The following is a 20,176-nucleotide window of genomic DNA, read 5'->3' as shown; positions in this document are numbered from 1 at the left end:
TCAATAAATAGGAAAGAAAAGCTGGAGCAATAAAATACTCCAGCTTTAATCACTTCATAAGCTATTAAAGAATACTTAGTGATGAAATTACTTGGTCAGCTTCTTCAACCATGCTGTCAAGAATTTCTTTTACTGGGCGAACTTCTTCTACTACACCAGCAATTTGTCCAATGGTTACCGTACCATTTTCGGTGTCCCCTTTGGCTCCTTTAACTAAGAGCTCTAAGCTGACTGGTTCAAAGTCTTCGCGGCCACCGCCATTATCGATAATTTCTTGTAAGTGGTCAGAGCCTTTGGTTTGTAGTAAACGAATTGGAGAGCCAATTTCACGAGCCATTTCAAAGGTGGAATTTTCCTGTGCTGACACAGTAGCTTCCTTATAGCTGTCAGCAATTGGAGCTTCTTCACTGGCAACGAGAACCGTACCTAGTTGTGCTCCTGAGGCCCCTAAGGCAAAGGCAGCTGCTAAACCGTGACCATCTGCCACACCACCAGCAGTCACCACAGGGATCTTAACTGCTTTAGAAACAGCGCGGGTTAGGGTCATAGTTGCCACTGTCCCGATATGTCCACCGGCTTCGTTTCCTTCACAGACCACGGCATCGACACCAGCTGCTTCCATTTTAGCCGCTTGTCTGGCTGTCGCCACTACTGGAATTACCTTGCAGCCTGCTTGGTGCAAGGGTTCGATCACTGGCTTAGGATTCCCAGCACCCGTTGTTACGACCGGAACTTTTTCTTCGGCGATAACCTCGATCATATCAGCAATATTTGGTGACATTAACATCAAGTTAACCCCAAATGGTTTATCAGTTAGTTCTCGAGTTTTTCTAATTTCTTCATGGAGGGTTTCTTTATCCATACCCGCTGAAGCAATAATCCCTAAACCACCTGCTTCTGAAACAGCGGCTACCAATTGGTGATAAGCCACGCCCCCCATAGCACCTTGTAGAATAGGGTATTTGGTTCCGATAACTTCTAATAATGGATTTGACATAGTAAGGATCTCCTTTGCATAATAATTTTTTGTTAAAATGAAAGCAATAACAAGTCTTAACAGAATCCTAACCATATGGGCAATGGTCAATAATAGAAAAGTTGGAGGCAGCTTGTCTTATTAACCTTTTTTCGTAAAATATAAGAAAGCGCTTTAACTTTTGCTACACCTTCATCCTACTGTATTGCTCACTCTTTCACCAGTTGATAATATGCAAAACAGCCTTGCAAAAAATACAAGACCTATTCAAAGGAGTATAGAATCATGAAAATGTCATCCATCAACCTCCAGCACCTCTACTATTTTATCGTTGCTGCTAGACATCAAAATTATAGTTTAGCCGCTGAAAAACTCTTTATCACCACCTCGACGCTCAGTCGAGCTATCCAAGGTCTAGAAGAAACGACCGGTGTACCCTTATTTATTAACAATAAAGGTCGTGTACGTTTAACTGACTATGGGACGGTTTTTTATCGCTATGCCTACCAAAGCATTCGTACCATTGAAGAAGGAATTTTCGACCTCCAATCTATGGCCGATATTCGCCACGACACCATCCACATTTCTTGTGACAGTCTCTTTTCCATTGCTAATAACATGATTCCTTCCCTATTAGCCTACTGTCAAAAGGCGGATAGCAATCTCAAGATTAACTTTGAACAGCTCCCCACTAGTCAAATGATCAAAGACCTACTCGATGAAAAATTAGATGTCGTTTTTGCTAGTGACTTTGGTTTTGACAACTACAATACGCAAATAGAAACGGAACTCCTCTTTGAAGAACGCCTAGCCTTAGCTGTACCCGATGCTCATCCCTTAGCCAAGAAGGACCAAGTTACCCTACAAGAAACGGTCGACCTCACCTTTATTCGTACTAGTGATAACGAAAATTTCAAAAAATTAATCACCAACCTACAATTAGCTTCGATTTCTAAGAAGACCTATCCCATCCATACCATCCACCGGGTGGTTGATGACAATACCCTAATGGCTATGGTGAGAAATAATATTGGAGTTGCCCTGGTCTCAGAGAATACCATTGCTGGGACAGTCGGTGTTAAAATTCTCCCCATTGTCGACCTACCTATTAAACGTCCTATCTATATGATAAAAAAGAAAGAAAACCTCCCTTCCTATAGTGTGGACGTTTTCACCCAATATGTGCGTCAATTTATCGCTGAGGAATATAAATAATTTAGCCTGTTACTGATTCAATTGGCCTCTTGCATTTCTTGCAAGGGGCATTTGTCTTTTCTGAAATACAATTTCGTGATTTTCTTCACTATAATAGGAATTGAAAGCAAAACAAGTCTTTTCACTTCCACTCATGGGCAAAACGGAAGAGAAAGGATACTGTCTAATGAACATTCAATTACTTGATGGCGTAAAAGTTATTGATTTTTCTACCATGGTAGCCGCTCCAACCACAGCCCGCGTAATGGCTGACTGGGGAGCAGATGTTCTCAAGGTGGAAGCTCCCTCTGGAGACCAATTAAGAGGGACCGGTGCCACCATGAACGTTACCGCTACTGAGGATGAAAACCCTATTTTTGAAACCGATAACCTCAATAAAAAAGGGATTACCCTTAACCTGAAAAGCGAAGAAGGTTATCAAATCATGATGCAATTACTTGAAGAAGCCGACGTTTTTATTTCTAATATTCGCATTCATTCTTTAGAAAAATTAGGCTTAGGCTATGAAACCCTGAAGGCCAAATTTCCTCATTTAATTTGGGGTCATTTTTCAGGTTACGGCACCAAGGGCGAAGAAGCTCACCGTCCAGGTTATGATGTCGTCGGTTACTGGGCCCGCGGTGGCTTTATGGCTAGTTTAGCCCCAGTGAACCATCCTCCAATTTCTGCTCCTTCAGGGGTGGGCGATAGTGTGGCTGGTCTTTCCCTCTTAAGTGGAATTCTAGCTGCCTTACTCAAGCAAAGAGAAACCGGTCAAGGTGAAGAAGTCCGTGTATCACTTTTAGGCTCTGCCATTTTCTGTAATAAGATGATGATTGTTTCTTCCCAATATGAAGACCACTATCCTAAAGACCGTATGCATCCCAATAACCCCTTCCTGCAGTCCTATCAAACCAAAGATGGCGAATGGATCATGCTCTGCCTCGTGCGCTATGAAAGTGAATTTCCTCGCTTTATGAAGATTATCGGTTTAGAGGAATATATTGATGATGAAAGCGTCAATACCTTGGATGCCTTCCAAAAGAATCCTAAGCAATCAGAATTTGTCAAACAAGTTGAAGCAGCTATTGGCAATATGGAAAGCCAAGACTTAATTGATAAGATGCTGGCTGAAGACTTTACCTTTGAACGGGCACAAACCTTTGATGAAATTCCAAATGATAAACAAGCCTGGGCTAATAATTACCTGGAAAATATGGAATTTGGTAAGGATGGCAAACGTGTGGCCATGCCAGCTTCGCCAGTTCAATTCTCAGATGATCAAAAAATTCCATTCAACCATGCGCCTCGCTTAGGAGAACACAATCAGGAAATTCTATCCGGCCTAGGTTACAGTGAAGAAGACATCCAGTCACTAAAAGAAAAAGGCGTTATTTAGTTCAAAGCCTATAAAATAGAAAGGGAAATGATTATGTCTGACTATGTAGTAACTTCAATTAAAGATGGTATTATGACAATTTTGGTCAATCGTCCCGAAGTCCTCAATGCGATTGATACCCAAGTGGTGAATATGATTGGAGACGCCATCACAAGTGGTGAAGAAAATGATGAAGTAAAAGGCATGCTCCTCAGAGGGGCCGGTGATAAGGCCTTTATTGCTGGGGGAGACATCGCTTGGTTCTTAGACAATATTCGTGCGAAAAACTGGGCCGCCTTTGAAGAAAATATGAAAGGCCACAAAGTCATCCGTGGCAAAATGGAACAATGTAAGAAACCATTAATCGCAGTAGTTGACGGCTGGGCCCTGGGCGGCGGTTGTGAACTGGCCTTAGCCAGTCGGGCCATGATTGTCACTGACAAAGCCAAATTCGGCCTTCCTGAAGCTACTTTAGGAATTATCCCAGGCTACGGTGGCATGCTGCGCTTAAACCACCAATTAGGCAAGGAAATGGCTAAATTCTTCGCTATGACTGGGACCATCTTCGGACCTGATGACACCGAAAAATTAGGCTTATCCCATGCCCGAGCAAATACAGAAGAAGAAATTTATGCGGCAGCTAAAGAATTAATTAATAATATGCCTGACAAATACCGGGAACGTGAAATTCCTGAAGACTACCATGACCAATTAGTGGCCTTCAGTGATGAAAATATTATGAAGACCATTTACGGGGAACCGGTAGAAGGTATCGATAACTCTAAATTCGTTGAAAAGATCCACGAACGCTCTCCTTCATCCATTTTCACTGCCAACCGGGTGGTCGATGAACAAAGCGGTAAAAGCATTGATGAAGGGATTCAAATTGAAATTGCTGCCATCTTGAAACTCTTCCAATCCGAACAAGCTGAATATGGTATTGCAGCCTTCGTTAATAAAGAAAAAACCGACTACTATAACGATTATTGGAAGGAAATCCTTGAAAAAGGGCGCTAATAAAAAGATTATTATATAAACTAGCCTTCATAAAATAGATATACCTAGATAAAAAGCTTTCTACCACAGGGTAGAGAGCTTTTTCTTTGCCTACTTTTAAGAGTTCTACATATTTAATAAGGAAGACAGGCGCTATAATCTCTCCTTGTCCCCTAAGCATCCTTAGCCTCACTAAGCAATAAAATAAGGCCGGGGTTTCTTCCCCAGCCTAGCTAGTCAATTTAAATCTCATTGAGAATAAACTCTTGCATGTCTTCTTTTCCTAAGACTACTCGCTCTGCCCCTTGTGATAGGGCTAACATTTCATGTTCTCCAGCTTCAACAATGACTGGCGCGATAAAGGCTACTCGGTCACTAATGGCCTGGGTAATCCTTTGAGAATGAGCGACTCCCCCAGTAAGAATGATCCGGTCGACCTTGCCCTTGAGTACTGTAGCTAGCGAGCCAATAGCCTTAGCAATTTGATAAACAAAGGCATCAATGACCAGCTGATAATAATCATTTCCTTGGTCAGCCTCGGCTTGGACTTGACGCATATCAGTCAAACCTGTATAGGATTTTATACCGCCCTCTTGCTTATTCAGTCGAACCATTTCTTCATAAGAACAGCCCTCAATCACCTTAAACAGGGCTAATAATGGGAGTTCGCCGGTGCGGTCCATCCCCATGGGTCCTTCATCATCGGAAATATTATCAATCATCCTGCCTTGCTGGTGGACACTGGTCGAAATACCACCACCCATATGGCAAACAATCAAATTGGCTGCTTGGTAGCTAGTTCCTAATTCTTGACAAACCTTCATGGCAACTGCTCGGGTATTGAGGGCATGGCTGCCACTCACCCGCTCTGCCCCCTTTAAGCCCGACAGTCGAGCAACAGGGTCAAACTGGTCAACCGCTACTGAATCATAAATCATAATGGGTAAATCCGTCTGATCATACTCTATCTTTAATTCATAGGCGATAATGGCTGCAAGACTGGAAGCGTGTGGATTTCTGGTCTTATGAGTGAGATAGTCAACCATCTGTTCATTGATCCGATAAGCCCCCGCATTAACAGCAGGCAAAGTCCCTCCCCGGGCTGAAATGGCATCAAGATCATCCAAGGTCAAATCCTGTTCTTCTATAAACTTGACCACACATTGTTTACGTAAATCCTTTTGTTTAATGACCGGCCCTAAATGGGCTAAATCCTTGGGACTATGCTGGTAATTTTCTACGGCTTGGATCTTACCATCACTATAGACTGACACTTTAGTCGAAGTGGATCCCGGATTAATGGCTAAAATTTTCATAGGCTACCTCCAGGAAAAAAGTGCTAACAGTAAGGCAAATACTTTTTCATCGCTGCTTGACCCCCGCGAATTCATCACAATAGGAACCTGGGCCCCTTTAACAATGGTGGCTAAACGCCCCTTCCCCAGTACAGTCAAGGCCTTACTGAGAATATTTCCCGTTGTCATATCAGGAGAGATTAAAATATCTGCCTGTCCTGCCACCTCTGAGTGATAATCTTTGAGCTGGCTAGCCACTTGACTAAGGGCCAAGTCTAAGGAGATCGGACCGGCAATACTGCCTTTAAAATCAGGATCCTGGCTGAAGACCTTCATTAAGTCATACGCATCCTTAGACGATGGGATTTTCTCATTGACTTCCTCTGTAGCGCCTAAAACAGCAATTTTAGGAGCCTGTATGCCAATATCGTTCATCACTTCAATGGCATGTCGAATGATTATCTTTTTCTGGTCAAAATTGGGATTTAAATTCATTCCCCCATCAGTATTTATCAGCAACTTAGGGTATTGGGGGATATCCAATAAGGTTACCGTTGAAAGTAAGCCACTGCGAACAATCCCACTTTCCTTATTGACGATTGGCCGGAGAAAATGACTTGAAGGAAGTTTGCCCTTGCAGAGCATCTGGATTTCTCCTTGGTGGACCTTTTCCACGGCTAACTTAGCGGCAGAAAGATCATCCTGGACATCAAGCACTTGATAATGACTCAGTTGGTAATCCTTAACTAAGGAATCAATCTTAGCTTTATCCCCCAGAAAAACGGGTTCAATATAGTCTTTTATCCTTGGGTCACTGGCGGTTTCAATACTGGACTGGTCCAGAGCATTGACAAAGCCCACTTTAACCTTGCCTTTGGGTTGAAAGATAGTTAAAAGTTCTTCAAATGATTTCATGGCAAAGCTCCTTTACCAGCCATGGTCAATTTCTCCCAAATCAATCGGATCAGAAATACGGGAAACATTGAGCAGGTGACGATAGGTCAAGTTTTCTGAAATAACGTTATTACCCCAGGTTCCACAACCTAAAGACACGGAAGTATTCAAGCCGTTAGTAGCACCACCCATGGCATTCACGACTTGGTTAACCATTAAGCGTGAAATTGGTAAATGAAGGCCAACATATTCTTCTCGTTGACGGCTATTGGTAAAGACGACAGAAGAATGCCCTGCCCCTCCCTGGATGACCAGGTTTCTCTTGGCTAAGTCAACAGCTTCTTCGAAGTCATCATAGGCAGCCATAGTCATTAAGGGGAATAATTTTTCTTTGGTGAGGGGTTCTTCTTGGTCGTTTTTACTGATTTTAGCCACAACAATCTCAGCCTCTTCTGGAATATCTACCCCTGCTACTTGACCAACAAAGTGCGGACTCTTTCCAATCAGGTCAGCTTTAAATTTCCCTGTTTCATCAATTAAATTCTCCCTGAGCTGGTCAACCGTTGCTGAATCGGTGATCACGTAGGCCTGATATTTTTCCAAAGCTGCAACTAAGTCGGCTTCTTTATGTCTAGGATAAAATAAAATTTGCTGACTAGTACATGGGAGCCCATTATCAAAAGCCCGAGCTGCTACACTTAATTCGGCGGCTTTATCAACATCAAAGTCATCATCCAAAATCCCCTGGGAGTTTCCTGCACCAACTCCATAAGCTGGTGGCCCGCTAGAATAGGCGGCATGAACTAATCCTGGTCCCCCGGTGGCTACAATCAAATCAGTATTGGCCATTAAGTCCTGGGTCGCCTGGTTGGATGGTGATTCGTAGTAAACCAATAGGTCCTTAGGCGCCCCTACTTCTGCCAAAGCATCCCGCATCACTTCAATGGTCTTAGCGGTACTTTTAATAGCACTTGGGTGGGGTGAAAAAACCAGAGCATTCCGACCTTTAAGTGCCATCATCCCATTGCCTAAAGGGGTAATCGTCGGTTGGGTAACTGGTGTAACCGAACCGATCACCCCAGCCGGATGAGCAAGCTCAGTGATGCCTGTTTCTTTGTCATAATGAATTACTCCTACTGATTTTTCGGCTTTGATATCTTCCCAGACATTTTTAGCGATATTCTGCACCTTTTCGGTACCAGAATCTAATCTCCCCATACCGGTTTCCTCAATGGCAAAAGCTGCTAATTCTCCGGCTTTTTGGTAAACTCGCTTGGCAACATTTTCTACCATAGCATCCACTTCGGCTTGGCTATAGTCTTGGATAGCTTCCATGGCTTTTCTAGCGCGTTCAATTAAGTCCTTAACATCTGACATTGTTCTTCCTCCTTATAAAATATCTCTAGATAACTTGCTTAGTTGGAAATATAGTAATCTCACTGACATTAGCATCAGCTGGTGCTCCAATGGCAAAAGCAATAGCTTGAGCGACCCGGTCAGCTGGAATGGCCACTTCTTCATAGACCTTTTCTAAGCCGGCCTTAATGGCTGCATCCGTGGTATGAGCAGTGAGGTTGGTATCAATATCCCCGGGATAAAGGGTAGTTGTCCTGATATTAGTCCCTTCGTCAGCAGATTCGCGACGGATTACTTCCATAAAGACTCTCACCCCCCATTTACTTGCACAATAAGCCCCTGTATCAATAAAAGGATGGAGGCCAGCAATGGAAGAAACCGTGAGAAGATGACCCGCCTTTTGCTCTTTAAAGACAGGCATGGCTGCGGCGATCCCATACATAACTCCCTTTAAGTTAATATCAATCTGCCGATCCCATTCCTCAACCTTAATATCTGATAGGCGGGACAGTTGCATAATTCCGGCACAAAGGAAGCTGGCATCTAAGTGGCCATATTTCTCGATACTAAAATCAACTAATTTTTGATTGGCTTCGTAGGAAGTCACATCAATTTGAAAATATTGACTATCTCCCCCTTTGGCATTAATGGCTTGAGAGACTTCCTGGGCACGATTAGCATCTAAATCTGCCACAATGACCTTGGCCCCTTTTTCCGCCAGCAAATAAGCAGTAGCTTGACCAATTCCGCTAGCCGCACCAGTAACAATAACTACCTTGCCTTGAATATTCATAGTATTCTCCTATCTTGTGTTGTTAGCGCTTTCATTTCTTTAGCTAAAGGACTCGTCATAAAGATATCTTTACTGCAGTTTACCAAGAAAGATCGATAAATAATAATACATATTTTGCATTTATCGATAACTTTAATTTATATAAAAGGAGATTAATTTAAACCAGTAAAAATCCCCCAAGTCTATAAGTATGGCTTGGAGGAGTTATTCAAGTGCTATATATTCTATTAAGCAAATTCACAAAGATAATCCCTAGAAAAATCGAAAAAGGCTTTAGCGGCTTGGGAGAAATAATGGTCTTTCTTATAGACCAGGCTGATCGTCCGCTGGATGGAATAATCGGCGACCCTAAGTGGGATTATCTTTTCTTGACTGGATAAGAGGGAAATTTTAGGGGTAAAAGAAATCCCATAACCGGCTTCGACCAATTTATGGATAGCAGCGGCATCCTCTAATTCGATCTGATAATCAGGCGTAAAGCCGGCCCGTTGGCAGAAACCATCTGTTAACTCCCGAAAACTGTAGCCCTGACTCGAACCAACAAATTTTTCCGCCTTTAAGTCACTTAAGGCAACCTGCTTGGCCTGGGCCAAGGGGTGTTTCCGACTCACTGTGACAAAGATTTCTTCACTGATTATAGGGAGGGTCTCGACTTGGTCATGGTTAATCTCATGGGTAGCTATCCAAAAATCCAATTGATCCTTTAACAATTTTTCGAGCATCAAGCCACTCGCTGCTTCATACTGCTTGACTCGAACCTTGGGATAATCGTGGAGAAAGTCACTCAATAAGTTAGGGAAGACATGGGGAAGGGTAACGCCAATGATAATTTCACCATGTTCTAAACCAGAAATTTCCCTAACCACCCGCTTGCCTTCGCTCAGGGCGCTAAAAGAATGGTCCAAGTAAGTTAAAAAAGTCTCCCCATAGTGGTTTAAATAAATACTACGACCTTGGCGAACAAATAAATCGACCCCTAAGTCTTCTTCTAATTGTTTAATAGCCCGGCTAATGGCTGGTTGGGATACATTTAATTCTTCAGCGGCACTGGTCATATTGCCTATCTCAGCCACCGCTTTAAAATATTTCAAAGCATAGTAGTTCATTTTTACCACCTCTTCATTGATTGTCCTTATTATTTCAATTTCGCATCCAATTTTCAAGGGCTAGTCAGCAAGCTTTCTTGGATCAACTATCCGTACAAAAAAATGCCATACCCTTTTGCGGTATGACATTTTTTATGACAATTCACATCAAAACAATTTAGTCTAAAAGCAAATTACTTGCAACAGCAGCTCTCATTATAAACTTAGAAACTAAGCCAATTCAGCGCGGGCAGTAGCAAGGGCTTGACGCAGAGCGTTAGCCGCTTCATCAACTTCTGCATTGCTTGCTTTCAAGTTGAGGCGGGTTCCTACAGCCTTGGTGATCACTTGATTTAAATGATTGTAGGCATTGAAAGAAACCTTGCCCAGCAATTCGCTATCACGGATGCTCCGAACTTCACCGATCAGGTCACGAAGTTCAAGTTTTCTTTCTTTAGAAGCACGGGCATTCAAGGTTGCTTGTGCAATTTCACGGGCTTCACCTAATTGAGCCTTGATTTCTTCCATTGCGGCTTTTACATCGACTGTTTTAGCGTGAAGGTCTAATTGTAGGCCAACAGCCTTAGTTAATGTGGCATTGAGTGCCGTGTAAACTTCAGTTGGCACATTTCCTAGGATTGACCCATCACGTTCAAAGCGGGTATTCCAAATGAGATCTTTCAATTCACGTTTAAGGGCATTTGGAGCAATTTGTTGATCAGCTGGGATGCTTTCTAAGTAAGCAAGAGCATCCCCGTAAGCTGCCTGGAGTTCAGCAACCGCATCATCAATTTGGTAAACGCGGGTTTCTGAATATAATTGAACCCCAACCGCACGAGTAATGGCCTTGTTTAGTTTGTGGTATACATCAAATGGTACTTTAGATAGAATGTATTCGTCACGTTTGAAGCGGGTGTCCCAGATAGCCTTGTCCAATTTTTCCTTAATATAAGTCGTAGCAATATCTTTAGGGGTGATATTCCGGTAAGCATTACCGAAGACTTCTAAGGCTTCTAATTCATTTAAACGTTTAGTCAAACGTTCTGCCGTTGAGAAAGGATCGACAACAGACATGAAGGCGTGGGTAATTTCTAGACCAGCTTTAGAGTGAACGATTTGTGGTTTCATCCGCCATTCTGTCGTTGCTGTTTTAATTAATTCGGCACCCTTGCGCAAGACTTGAGCGCGTAAACGAAAGGTATTTGGGTTGTAGAAGCTGCCTGGGTGGTAGCTAAGCACCATACCGTCTGCGACGCTACGTCCGATATCCAGGGCCATTTGACCTAACTTATCCAAAACATAGTTCACAGGTGTCCCATTGAAGGTCACTTCAGAAGGAATTAATTCGGCAATGGCACCGACGACTTCTGTTGAGAGATAGACATCTTGACGAACCGCTTCGGCTTTAAGTTCAGCGATACGTTGGATTAATTCACCAATCTTAGTGAAGTTTAAGTTCACGGGGAGGATCGAATCCATGATCGCTCCGATGCCAGCAGCAGGACGTTCCCCTTTTTGTAAGTTTTCTAATAGGCTAAGGACGCTATCCGTTGTTCCAGTTACTTTAGCCACTAATTTTTCAAAGTCTTCGAAGCTAACAGCAGGTTTGTCTTCACCAGCTGCATAGAAGGAGAAGCCAGACGCCCGACTAACACTAGGTTGGCCTTCCACAATGTGGTGAACGTCGCTTTCATCAGGTCCTAATTCGCCATAACGAATCACAAATTTAGACAATTCGACTAATAATTCATGGTTTAATTCATTATCAACGAGAACTTCTCCTAAGGTCTTTAAAACCTCTTCGCTAGTCGCACGGTCTTCGTCTTGAACCGATACTGCAATAGCAACCGAGAGAACTTTATTGAAGCCTGCGGGATTTTCCTTAGCAAAGTTTTCTAAAGCGGCAAAGTCAATCGCTTGTTCTTCACTAGCAAGGCCTTTTTCCGGGTTGACTTGTTTATAATCATCGTCAACTTTTTCGACCTTTACTGCTTGCTTGTCTTTACCAGTAGCCTCTTCATCGATTGCTTCTGTTTCTTCTTTTTCATCTTTTTCGGCTTTCTGAGATGTTTTATCAAAATCTTTTTCGCTATCTTCTACTGGAGAAGACTCTTCCTTATTAGTTGACCTTTCTGGACTAAGCTCTTTTGACTCACTAACTTCTTCATGATGACCAAGCTCTTCACTTTTCGCAGGAGAAACTTCTTCCTGATATTCTAGAGGAGCTTCAGCTGCTTTTTCAGCAAGTTCTTCCTCAAGATCTTTAATTTCTGCTTCAGGCAGAGCCGTTTCAGTTTCTGCTTCACTCTCAATGGTTTGTGATTCTTCTACTACAGCATCATGGTCTTGGCCTTGCTGTTCAGGGATAACCAATGATTGTTCTGCTGTTTGGTTACTTTCAACTTGATCAATTTCAGCTGCTAGTACAGCTTCCTGAGAAGCAAAAAGCATAGTCATCCCAAAGGCTAAAGAAAGTGCGCCCTTGCTAACTTTGCGACTTAATAAAATGTGTAATTGAGTGGTCGATTGACTCATCTTCATTCCTCCTGTATTCACATGAAAACCAGTGATAACATCAACAACATCTTAAGCGCTTACAAAGATGGCAAAAAGAAACAATTTATTGTTCCATTTCACAGTCCTACTTTAAAACTTTGTCCTAAATTTGTCACCCTTATCAAGGAAATTAATTAGAAAAAGTTTAAAAAAGCCGATAAATCAAGGATGAATTTCTCAACAAAAAACAATATAGTATTTTATCTTTGAACGGTAGCAGCATGTACCTTAATTAACCAAAAAAGCGCTTCCTTGTGCCCCTGGTCAAGGACACGACAAAAAAGGACTGGGTGGCTTTCCCAGTCCTTGTATGGATTTTATATTTTAAGAGAGTAAAAGCTTAGCGAGTTGACTTTATTTATCTTGCTTTTCTCCTTGCCCTTCACCATCGGCTTGAGAGTCCTTATCTTCCTTGCCAGATTTCTTGCCATCTTCTAGGAAGGGGGTACCGAAATCAAGGAAGTGACCTGGTCTAAAGTCGGTAAAGAAACGACTGAATTCATCATTGAAGCGTTGGTGCATTTGGTTAAAGTGATCCATTAATTGATCATATTGGGCTTGGTTTTCATCAGTAACATCCACCCAGCCGGTGTCTTGACCATTAATGTTCATCCGCATCTTGCGGCTAACTTGCGGTTTTGAACTTTTAGCTTGAGTTGGATGATTAGCGCCTGAAGATTCTTCAACCTTATAAGAAACTACATCATCATCTTCTAATTCATTGACATCAACTTGGAATTGAGCGCCCTTATCCTTTAAGAAAGCTAATTTATCTTGGTCTGAAAGGTTAGCATATTTGATGAAATCTTGTTCGTTAAGTTCTGCAACTAGGGTCCCTTTACCATATTTATCACTATTAACTTCTGCAGTTACTGTATACATTTTCATAAATGATCACCTTTCTTAGTTATTTTGATTATCTTACTATTAGGATCTCTTTCATCCTACATCTATAGTATAAGCCTTTAATCAAACTTAGTCAAGTTATATATCTGACTTTTTTTGACTTTAACAACAAAAAAGAGAGTGACCCCACTCTCCCTATTTGCTAAAGTCTTTATCCTTAGAAAAAACAACTACCTTCGATTCATTTTCCAAAACAACATCATCATCTTGATTGATAACTTTTACAGACACATAGGCAATGCCCCGATCTGACTTGCTTTTAGAGGGTCTAAAATCAGTAATTTCGCCTTCGATATGCAGGTCGTCGCCGGGGTAAACGGGTTTAGTCCAATTGAGGGTCACTCCGGCACCAATATCCCCATGTTTAAAAGGAATACTTTCAACCATTAATTTCATCATAATGGCAGTCACCAACCAGCCACTAGCGCAAAGTTGCTTAAAAAAGCTGTTTTCAGCGGCCTGCTTATCTAAGTGGAAGGGTTGGGGATCATACTTTTTAGCAAAGTTGATGGCTTCTTCTTCAGACAAATGATAGCTACGGCTTTTGAATGTTAGGCCTACCTGACAGTTTTCTAAATAGATAGCTTCCACGGTCTATTCCTCCTTTTTCCTAATTATCAGACAATTAAAAAAACTGTGCCTAAGACACAGTTTTTAAATCGCTTATTTTTTGCGACGACGTTCAGCAATACGAGCTGCTTTTCCGTGACGGTCACGTAAGTAGTAAAGTTTCGCACGACGTACTTTACCTTGACGGATCACTTCAATTTTAGCTACTCGAGGAGTATGTACTGGCCAGATACGTTCAACACCAACACCGTTTGATACTTTACGAACAGTGAAGGTTTCGCTGATACCTTGACCCTTACGTGCTAAAACAACGCCTTCAAAAATTTGGATACGTTCACGTTCACCTTCAACAACACGTGCGTGTACACGAACGGTGTCTCCGGGACGGAAATCTGGAATATCGCTGCGTAATTGTTCGGAAACAATTTCATCGATTAACTTTGGGTTATGACTCATGATAATTCTCCTTTTCCAACAGATATTCATGTTCCATAGCGACAGCGGAATATTGTTTAAATTTGTGAAATAACCTCACTCGTAAAATGATACCAAAATTCAAGTCCTGTGTAAAGGCTTATTTTGGATTTTCTGCCTGGATTTCTAGCAGCCACTGCTTTTCTTGGTCAGACAGCTCAGCTCGGTCTAAGAGGTCAGGCCGTCTGAGATAGGTACGACGGATGGCTTCCTTCCCCTTCCAATCGGCAATCTTTTGGTGGTCACCGCTGACGAGGACATCCGGAACATCCATACCCCTAAAGGACCGTGGCCGGGTATATTGGGGGTATTCCAATAGGCCAGTCGAAAAAGATTCCACTTCCACTGACTCATTATTTCCTACCGCCTCATCCAATAGGCGCACCGTGGCATCAATTACCGTCATGGCACCTAGCTCGCCACCGGTTAAGACAAAGTCCCCAATGGAAATTTCATCGGTCACATAGTTTCTGATCCGTTCATCATAGCCTTCATAATGACCACAGATAAAGATTAGCTGGTCTTCTTGGGCCAGTTCTTCCGCCTTGGCTTGGTTAAACCGCTGTCCAGCAGGATCCATTAAAATCACCCGGCTAGCTGGGCGCTTGGATAAATCCTCGCTCACTAAAAGCGGATCGATGGCCTCCAGGGCCCGATAGATTGGGCCCACTTGCAGCAGCATACCCGCTCCCCCGCCAAAGGGATAGTCATCAACATGACCATGCTTATTATTGGCAAATTGGCGAAAGTCAGTGACTTCAATATCGACTAGGCCTTTTTCCTGGGCCTTACCAATAATGGACTGATTCATGGGTCCAGTAAACATGTCTGGAAATAGACTTAAAATATTAACCTTCATCGTCAATCAATCCTTCAAGTACATCGATTACTATTTTCTTCTCTTCTAAATCGATCGTTTTGACCACGTCATCAATATAGGGAATCAGGACATCCTTCTTGCCCGGCTGACTGCGTTGGATAGTCCAAACATCATTGGGGCCTAATTGGGTGATGGCCTTGACCTTTCCTAGCAGCTTACCCGCTAAGTCATAGACCGCTAAACCGATGATTTGATCATAGAAGAACTCGCCTTCAGCTAAATCATCACTTTGCCGATTTTCAGCTGCAACCATCACTTCCATCCCCTTAAAGCCTTCCACATCATTAATTGACGGCATGCCTTTAAAACTAAGAATATGAAAATTTTTATGCTGGCGGTGACTCATTACCTCAACCTCAGCTTGCTTATTTTTACGGTCAAAGATGACTAGTTGGCTTCCTGGTTGAAAACGTTTGTCGGGAAAGTCAGTGGTCGCAATTACCCGGACCTCTCCCTTTAGGCCTTGGGTATTGACAATCTTTCCCACACGGTAAAATTCTTGACTCATCGTATCTCCTTATCAAGTCTGCTTAATGCCTAAGAAAAAAACTAGGATATAATCCTAGTTTAACTGATAATCTTACTAATACCAATCATCTTATTGGTCTTCATCGATACGATCGATAGTTAACCGAACCCGACGATGACCTTTTACGCGTACACTATATAAAATTGTGCGAATAGCATTCGCTACGCGTCCGCGCTTACCAATGACACGTCCAACGTCATCGGGATGTACCATTAAATGGTATTCTAAGAATTCATCCCCATCACTCACTTCGAGTTGAATGTCTTCAGGATAACTCACTAAAGGTTGAATAATAGTCATTAGTAAATTTTCAATGTCCGGCATGCAATTCACCTATCTTTATTTATTATGCTTAGCTTCGTGATGTTTTTGCATAATTCCTTGACGAGAAAGAATGTTACGAACAGTATCAGTAGGTTGAGCACCGTTTCCTAACCATTTTAAAGCAAGTTCTTCATCTAAAACAACTTCTTCTGGTTGGGTAGTTGGGTTATAGGTACCAATCTTTTCGATGATACGTCCGTCACGTGGTGAACGCGCATCTGCTGCGACGATACGGTAAAATGGGTTACGTTTTGACCCCATACGTTTTAAGCGTAATTTAACTGCCATGAATAAAATTCCTCCTTATGTTTTTATTTTTTCAATCTTTTATTCACATTGCTATACTATAGCAAATTCTTAGGAGTCTGTAAAGTATTTTTTCTTTACAGCTGAAATTTATTCCTAAGAACAGCTAGTCAACCATTTTCTTCCAGAGGTCTTGCTCTCTGGCGCGCTTATCGCACTCTGTTCATTAATCATTAAATTGACTTTGGTAGAGTTGAGCGTATTTGCCCTTTTTAGCCAGTAATTCTTCATGGCTTCCTTGTTCAACGATATCCCCCTGGTCTAGGACCAGAATTTTATCGGCTTCCACGATGGTGGACAAGCGGTGGGCAATGACAAAGTTGGTCCGTCCTTGCATAAGCTTAGCCATGGCTGACTGGATAAGTTGTTCGGTACGGGTGTCCACTGACGAGGTGGCTTCATCAAGGATCATGACTTCAGGGTTAGAGATAAAGGCCCGAGCAATGGTAATTAATTGCTTTTGCCCCTGGGAAATATTATTAGCTTCTTCATTTAAGAGAGTGTTGAAACCATCGGGCAAGCTTTGAATAAAGTGATAGCAATGAGCATCCTTGGCTGCTTGAACCACTTCTTCATCGCTAGCTCCCTCGGCCCCATAACGGATATTATCCGCAATGGTCCCCTGCTGGAGCCAGGTATCTTGAAGCACCATGCCAAAAAACTGACGCAGGTTTTCCCGGCTGGCTTGGCGGATATCAATACCGTTGACGCGAATAGCCCCGCGGTTAACATCATAGAACCGCAGCAGTAAAGAAATCAGGGTCGATTTTCCTGCCCCGGTTGGACCTACAATCGCTATGGTCTGACCTTTTTCAACCTGGAGATTCAAGTCTTTAATAATCATCTCTTCCTCATAGGCAAAGCCAACATGGTCAAAGACAATACTTTCAATCGGCGGCTCTATTTCATAAGTGCTATCCTCAACCACTTCGGGAGCATCTAATAATTCAAAGATCCGGTCGGCCGAGGCCAGGGTTTCTTGGAGAAGAGTAGCCATTTCGGCAATGGTATTAATGGGCCGGGTAATTTTTTGACTATATTGAATAAAAGCCAATACATCCCCAATTAAAATTCTCTGCCCTAGGACGAGTAACCCTCCCACAATGGCAATGGCCACGTAGCCAATATTACTGATAAAGGTCATCACTGGCAGTAAGATTCCCGCCATAAAACTGGCATGGTAGGAGACTTCATAGAGATGGTTATTATAACGTTGAAATTCTTGGTCAGCCCGGTCTTGATAATTATAGGCCTTAATCAGGTCAGTCCCGGTGAAACTTTCCTCAATGTAGCCCACAATAGCTCCCAGGCCCTTTGCCTTGGCCCGAAAATATTTCTGCGACCGTGAGGTGATGAAGCGTGTTGCAAAAAAGGACAGCGGGATGGTAATAAAGAAAATTCCCGTCATAGTGACTGAAATTCTCAACATCATAATCAAAATGCCGACTAAAAGAATGGCTCCATAAAAGACTTGGTCAATACTTTGCTGAATATTACGTCCCAAGCTTTCAATATCATTGGTCATCCGACTCAATAAGTCACCTGTCAATTGTTGGTCGAAGAAGGACAGGGGGATTTTCTTGATTTTTTCCGAGACAGCTTGACGCAATTCCTTGATAAAGGATTGGGCCAAATAAGTCAGCAAGCGCCCCTGAAAGTAACGAAAAAGGCCCAGGACCAGGTAGATGGCAATAAGATAGAGACAGAAGACCTTGATCTGGTCAAAATTAATGGCCTGGCCCTGGCTGATGTCGGCTGCAATGCCATTGGTTAAGTCTCCCATAATCCGAGGAGCGATAATATCACAGGCTGCAATCACAATAGTCGCTAACAAGCTAAAAATGAGTAGCCAATGGTACTTGCCTAAATGCTTGATTAAACGCAGCAAATTAGCTTGGCTACTTTGGTGTTTCTTCCTAGCCATGGATGTCATCCTCCTCCCCTTGACTAATAACAATTTCACGATAGAGTTCGGAATGCTTCATAAGCTCTTCATGGCTGCCATATGCACTAACCTTGCCCTCATCTAAGACCAAGATCTTATCGGCATGGCGGATGGTGGCCACTCTTTGCGCCACAATGATTAACATGGCCTCGCCCAAGTTATCTTTTAGGGCTTGGCGCAATTGATAATCCGTTTGATAGTCTAAGGCTGAAAAAGAATCATCAAATAAGTAAAGAGGGACCCGGCGGCTAAGGGCCCGAGCAATGGCCAAGCGTTGGCGTTGCCCCCCAGAAAAATTGACCCCTCCCCGAACCATGCCGTCATCTAAGGGACGGTCAGATAAAAAGTCCCTGGCCTGGGCAATGTCTAGGTTGTTCTCCATAGCAGCATCGGTAACAGATTCATCCGCATAAGATAGGTTTTCCCCCACAGTCTTGGTAAAGAAGAAATTCTGTTGGGGAATATAAGAAATGTACTGGCGAACCGATCCTGGCGCTAAACTTTCAATGGCATGACCATTGATTAAGAGCTCGCCCTCACTGGGTGGGTAAAACTGTAAGAGGAGTTTTAGGAGGGTGGACTTCCCTGACCCGGTTCCACCAATGATCCCTAGGCTTTCCCCTTTGCTTAAAGAGAAATTAATCTTATCTAGGGCAGGTAAGGCTGCTCCTGGATAGTAAAAAGTCAAATCCTTAGCCTCTACCCGACTGATGGGTTCGGTAAGTAGCTTATCACCAATCATTTCTGCTTGAGGATAAGCCAAGACTTCACTGATTCTTTCCGTTGAAGTCACGGTCCGTGGCAACATAGTAAGTAAGTTACAAATCATGATTAAAGCCGTTAGGACCTGGGTAATATACTGGAGATAGGCCATTAAGCCACCAATCTCTAAGCTCCCCTGACTAATTAAATGGGCCCCAAAATAGGCAATAGCAACGATTCCTAGATTTAAAACCGTGGAAAGAATCGGCATAACGGTAATCATTAAATTGTTCACCTTTAAGGCGATTTGATAATATTCATCATTGGCCTGGCTAAAGACGTCTTCTTCATAGTCATTCTTATTAAAGGCCCGAATGACCTTTAAACCAGTCAAACGTTGGCGAAAAAGTAGGTTAATCCGGTCTAACTTTCCTTGTAAACAGGGAAAATAAGGGAGAGCCTTCTTGATAATGACCCACATCCCTAAAAGTAAAAAGGGAATGCTCAATAATATAATAACGGATAATTGCATGTTGGTTAACATGGCCATAATGAGGCCCCCAATAAACATGAGCGGCCCACGCACCCAAGGCCTCAGTCCCATAAGCGCCATTTGTTCTACCTGGCTGACATCGTCTGTCGTTCGCGTGATTAAGGATGAAATGCCAAAGTGCTCGGTATCATCAAAGGTCATATGGTTGACCTTGGTATAGATAGCGTGTCTAACATCGCGAGAAAAACCCATAGCAACCTTGGCAGAATGAAAGGCCGCTGATCCCCGACAAATCACTGTCAACAGCACGACCACCAGCATCAAGCTTCCAATTTTTAAAATAAATGAAGTATCCCCTTGAGCCACCCCCTGGTCAACCACTTCAGCCATTAAACGTGGTAAAAATAATTCCCCTAGGGCGTTACCAAAAGTTAAAGCAATCACCAACAAAATCCGCCAGCGATAACTCTTTAAATAGGAAAACACTTGCATAAAAATGACCAACCTCCCCCTGAATGTGATTA

19 protein-coding genes are annotated in these 20,176 nt (G+C 42.7%); 3 read left to right on the top strand and 16 right to left on the bottom strand.

Features of this window, described 5'->3' with window-relative positions:
- Positions 1 to 64: 64 nt before the first annotated feature.
- The gene (locus DBT49_RS02915) at positions 65 to 997 is read right to left on the bottom strand and encodes an NAD(P)H-dependent flavin oxidoreductase (RefSeq protein ID WP_060777912.1); all 933 of its coding nucleotides are present in this window, start codon (positions 995 to 997) and stop codon (positions 65 to 67) included.
- A 264-nt stretch (positions 998 to 1,261) separates the two neighbouring features.
- On the opposite strand from DBT49_RS02915, the gene DBT49_RS02910 reads away from it, so the two are divergent.
- From DBT49_RS02910 to DBT49_RS02900, 3 genes are all read left to right on the top strand, one after another.
- On the top strand, positions 1,262 to 2,191 hold the full coding sequence (locus DBT49_RS02910) for a LysR family transcriptional regulator (protein WP_064293184.1): 930 nt from the start codon (positions 1,262 to 1,264) through the stop codon (positions 2,189 to 2,191).
- 166 nt (positions 2,192 to 2,357) lie between these two features.
- Positions 2,358 to 3,569, top strand: a complete 1,212-nt coding sequence (locus tag DBT49_RS02905; RefSeq protein ID WP_070558447.1) for a CaiB/BaiF CoA transferase family protein — start codon at positions 2,358 to 2,360, stop codon at positions 3,567 to 3,569.
- A gap of 33 nt (positions 3,570 to 3,602) precedes the next feature.
- Positions 3,603 to 4,565, top strand: coding sequence for an enoyl-CoA hydratase/isomerase family protein (locus DBT49_RS02900; protein ID WP_070558450.1), 963 nt, complete (start codon positions 3,603 to 3,605; stop codon positions 4,563 to 4,565).
- A 221-nt stretch (positions 4,566 to 4,786) separates the two neighbouring features.
- Here the strand turns inward: DBT49_RS02900 and buk are convergent, their stop codons facing one another.
- The 15 genes from buk to DBT49_RS02825 form a co-directional block, all read right to left on the bottom strand.
- On the bottom strand, positions 4,787 to 5,860 hold the full coding sequence (gene buk / locus DBT49_RS02895) for a butyrate kinase (protein WP_070558453.1): 1,074 nt from the start codon (positions 5,858 to 5,860) through the stop codon (positions 4,787 to 4,789).
- Between the two features lie 3 nt (positions 5,861 to 5,863).
- Positions 5,864 to 6,754, bottom strand: a complete 891-nt coding sequence (locus DBT49_RS02890) for a phosphate acyltransferase (RefSeq protein WP_070558455.1) — start codon at positions 6,752 to 6,754, stop codon at positions 5,864 to 5,866.
- A 12-nt stretch (positions 6,755 to 6,766) separates the two neighbouring features.
- A complete protein-coding gene (locus DBT49_RS02885; protein ID WP_070558456.1) occupies positions 6,767 to 8,110 on the bottom strand; it encodes an aldehyde dehydrogenase family protein in 1,344 nt (447 codons plus the stop codon).
- Positions 8,111 to 8,135: 25 nt separating this feature from the next.
- Positions 8,136 to 8,882 (bottom strand): SDR family oxidoreductase, encoded by a 747-nt coding sequence (locus tag DBT49_RS02880; RefSeq protein WP_070558458.1) that lies wholly within the window; start codon positions 8,880 to 8,882, stop codon positions 8,136 to 8,138.
- A gap of 227 nt (positions 8,883 to 9,109) precedes the next feature.
- A complete protein-coding gene (locus DBT49_RS02875; protein WP_070558460.1) occupies positions 9,110 to 9,988 on the bottom strand; it encodes a LysR family transcriptional regulator in 879 nt (292 codons plus the stop codon).
- A 210-nt stretch (positions 9,989 to 10,198) separates the two neighbouring features.
- A complete protein-coding gene (locus DBT49_RS02870) occupies positions 10,199 to 12,502 on the bottom strand; it encodes a CAMP factor family pore-forming toxin (RefSeq protein ID WP_070558461.1) in 2,304 nt (767 codons plus the stop codon).
- A gap of 375 nt (positions 12,503 to 12,877) precedes the next feature.
- Entirely contained in the window at positions 12,878 to 13,411 is a 534-nt protein-coding gene (locus DBT49_RS02865) for a hypothetical protein (protein WP_070558463.1), read from the bottom strand.
- Positions 13,412 to 13,564: 153 nt separating this feature from the next.
- Positions 13,565 to 14,020 (bottom strand): MaoC family dehydratase, encoded by a 456-nt coding sequence (locus DBT49_RS02860; protein ID WP_070558465.1) that lies wholly within the window; start codon positions 14,018 to 14,020, stop codon positions 13,565 to 13,567.
- A gap of 72 nt (positions 14,021 to 14,092) precedes the next feature.
- Complete coding sequence (gene rplS, locus DBT49_RS02855; RefSeq protein WP_013669011.1) at positions 14,093 to 14,455, bottom strand: 50S ribosomal protein L19; 363 nt, start codon at positions 14,453 to 14,455, stop codon at positions 14,093 to 14,095.
- 118 nt (positions 14,456 to 14,573) lie between these two features.
- Positions 14,574 to 15,332, bottom strand: a complete 759-nt coding sequence (gene trmD, locus DBT49_RS02850; RefSeq protein ID WP_070558467.1) for a tRNA (guanosine(37)-N1)-methyltransferase TrmD — start codon at positions 15,330 to 15,332, stop codon at positions 14,574 to 14,576.
- On the bottom strand, positions 15,322 to 15,861 hold the full coding sequence (gene rimM, locus DBT49_RS02845) for a ribosome maturation factor RimM (RefSeq protein WP_070558469.1): 540 nt from the start codon (positions 15,859 to 15,861) through the stop codon (positions 15,322 to 15,324). The genes trmD and rimM overlap by 11 nt, the downstream gene beginning before the upstream one ends.
- A gap of 90 nt (positions 15,862 to 15,951) precedes the next feature.
- Entirely contained in the window at positions 15,952 to 16,206 is a 255-nt protein-coding gene (locus DBT49_RS02840) for a KH domain-containing protein (protein WP_064293197.1), read from the bottom strand.
- A 15-nt stretch (positions 16,207 to 16,221) separates the two neighbouring features.
- On the bottom strand, positions 16,222 to 16,494 hold the full coding sequence (gene rpsP, locus DBT49_RS02835) for a 30S ribosomal protein S16 (protein ID WP_013668726.1): 273 nt from the start codon (positions 16,492 to 16,494) through the stop codon (positions 16,222 to 16,224).
- 184 nt (positions 16,495 to 16,678) lie between these two features.
- On the bottom strand, positions 16,679 to 18,436 hold the full coding sequence (locus DBT49_RS02830) for an ABC transporter ATP-binding protein (RefSeq protein ID WP_070558471.1): 1,758 nt from the start codon (positions 18,434 to 18,436) through the stop codon (positions 16,679 to 16,681).
- The gene (locus DBT49_RS02825) at positions 18,429 to 20,144 is read right to left on the bottom strand and encodes an ABC transporter ATP-binding protein (RefSeq protein ID WP_070558473.1); all 1,716 of its coding nucleotides are present in this window, start codon (positions 20,142 to 20,144) and stop codon (positions 18,429 to 18,431) included. Before DBT49_RS02825 ends, DBT49_RS02830 begins: the two co-directional genes overlap by 8 nt.
- Between the last annotated feature and the right edge of the window lie 32 nt (positions 20,145 to 20,176).

Source organism: Aerococcus mictus, from assembly GCF_003286595.3.
GTDB classification, from domain to species: Bacteria; Bacillota; Bacilli; order Lactobacillales; family Aerococcaceae; genus Aerococcus; species Aerococcus mictus.
The sequence above is the reverse complement of the archived record's forward strand: the minus strand, read 5'-3'. Positions and strand labels throughout refer to the sequence as shown.

Excerpts from the sequence above, each read along its gene's own strand:
- DBT49_RS02915 (WP_060777912.1), bottom strand. The coding sequence starts at position 997 with ATGTCAAATCCATTATTAGAAGTTATCGGAACCAAATACCCTATTCTA.
- DBT49_RS02910 (WP_064293184.1), top strand. The coding sequence starts at position 1,262 with ATGAAAATGTCATCCATCAACCTCCAGCACCTCTACTATTTTATCGTT.
- DBT49_RS02905 (WP_070558447.1), top strand. The coding sequence starts at position 2,358 with ATGAACATTCAATTACTTGATGGCGTAAAAGTTATTGATTTTTCTACC.
- DBT49_RS02900 (WP_070558450.1), top strand. The coding sequence starts at position 3,603 with ATGTCTGACTATGTAGTAACTTCAATTAAAGATGGTATTATGACAATT.
- buk (WP_070558453.1), bottom strand. The coding sequence starts at position 5,860 with ATGAAAATTTTAGCCATTAATCCGGGATCCACTTCGACTAAAGTGTCA.
- DBT49_RS02890 (WP_070558455.1), bottom strand. The coding sequence starts at position 6,754 with ATGAAATCATTTGAAGAACTTTTAACTATCTTTCAACCCAAAGGCAAG.
- DBT49_RS02885 (WP_070558456.1), bottom strand. The coding sequence starts at position 8,110 with ATGTCAGATGTTAAGGACTTAATTGAACGCGCTAGAAAAGCCATGGAA.
- DBT49_RS02880 (WP_070558458.1), bottom strand. The coding sequence starts at position 8,882 with ATGAATATTCAAGGCAAGGTAGTTATTGTTACTGGTGCGGCTAGCGGA.
- DBT49_RS02875 (WP_070558460.1), bottom strand. The coding sequence starts at position 9,988 with ATGAACTACTATGCTTTGAAATATTTTAAAGCGGTGGCTGAGATAGGC.
- DBT49_RS02870 (WP_070558461.1), bottom strand. The coding sequence starts at position 12,502 with ATGAGTCAATCGACCACTCAATTACACATTTTATTAAGTCGCAAAGTT.
- DBT49_RS02865 (WP_070558463.1), bottom strand. The coding sequence starts at position 13,411 with ATGAAAATGTATACAGTAACTGCAGAAGTTAATAGTGATAAATATGGT.
- rplS (WP_013669011.1), bottom strand. The coding sequence starts at position 14,455 with ATGAGTCATAACCCAAAGTTAATCGATGAAATTGTTTCCGAACAATTA.
- trmD (WP_070558467.1), bottom strand. The coding sequence starts at position 15,332 with ATGAAGGTTAATATTTTAAGTCTATTTCCAGACATGTTTACTGGACCC.
- rimM (WP_070558469.1), bottom strand. The coding sequence starts at position 15,861 with ATGAGTCAAGAATTTTACCGTGTGGGAAAGATTGTCAATACCCAAGGC.
- DBT49_RS02840 (WP_064293197.1), bottom strand. The coding sequence starts at position 16,206 with ATGCCGGACATTGAAAATTTACTAATGACTATTATTCAACCTTTAGTG.
- rpsP (WP_013668726.1), bottom strand. The coding sequence starts at position 16,494 with ATGGCAGTTAAATTACGCTTAAAACGTATGGGGTCAAAACGTAACCCA.
- DBT49_RS02830 (WP_070558471.1), bottom strand. The coding sequence starts at position 18,436 with ATGGCTAGGAAGAAACACCAAAGTAGCCAAGCTAATTTGCTGCGTTTA.
- DBT49_RS02825 (WP_070558473.1), bottom strand. The coding sequence starts at position 20,144 with ATGCAAGTGTTTTCCTATTTAAAGAGTTATCGCTGGCGGATTTTGTTG.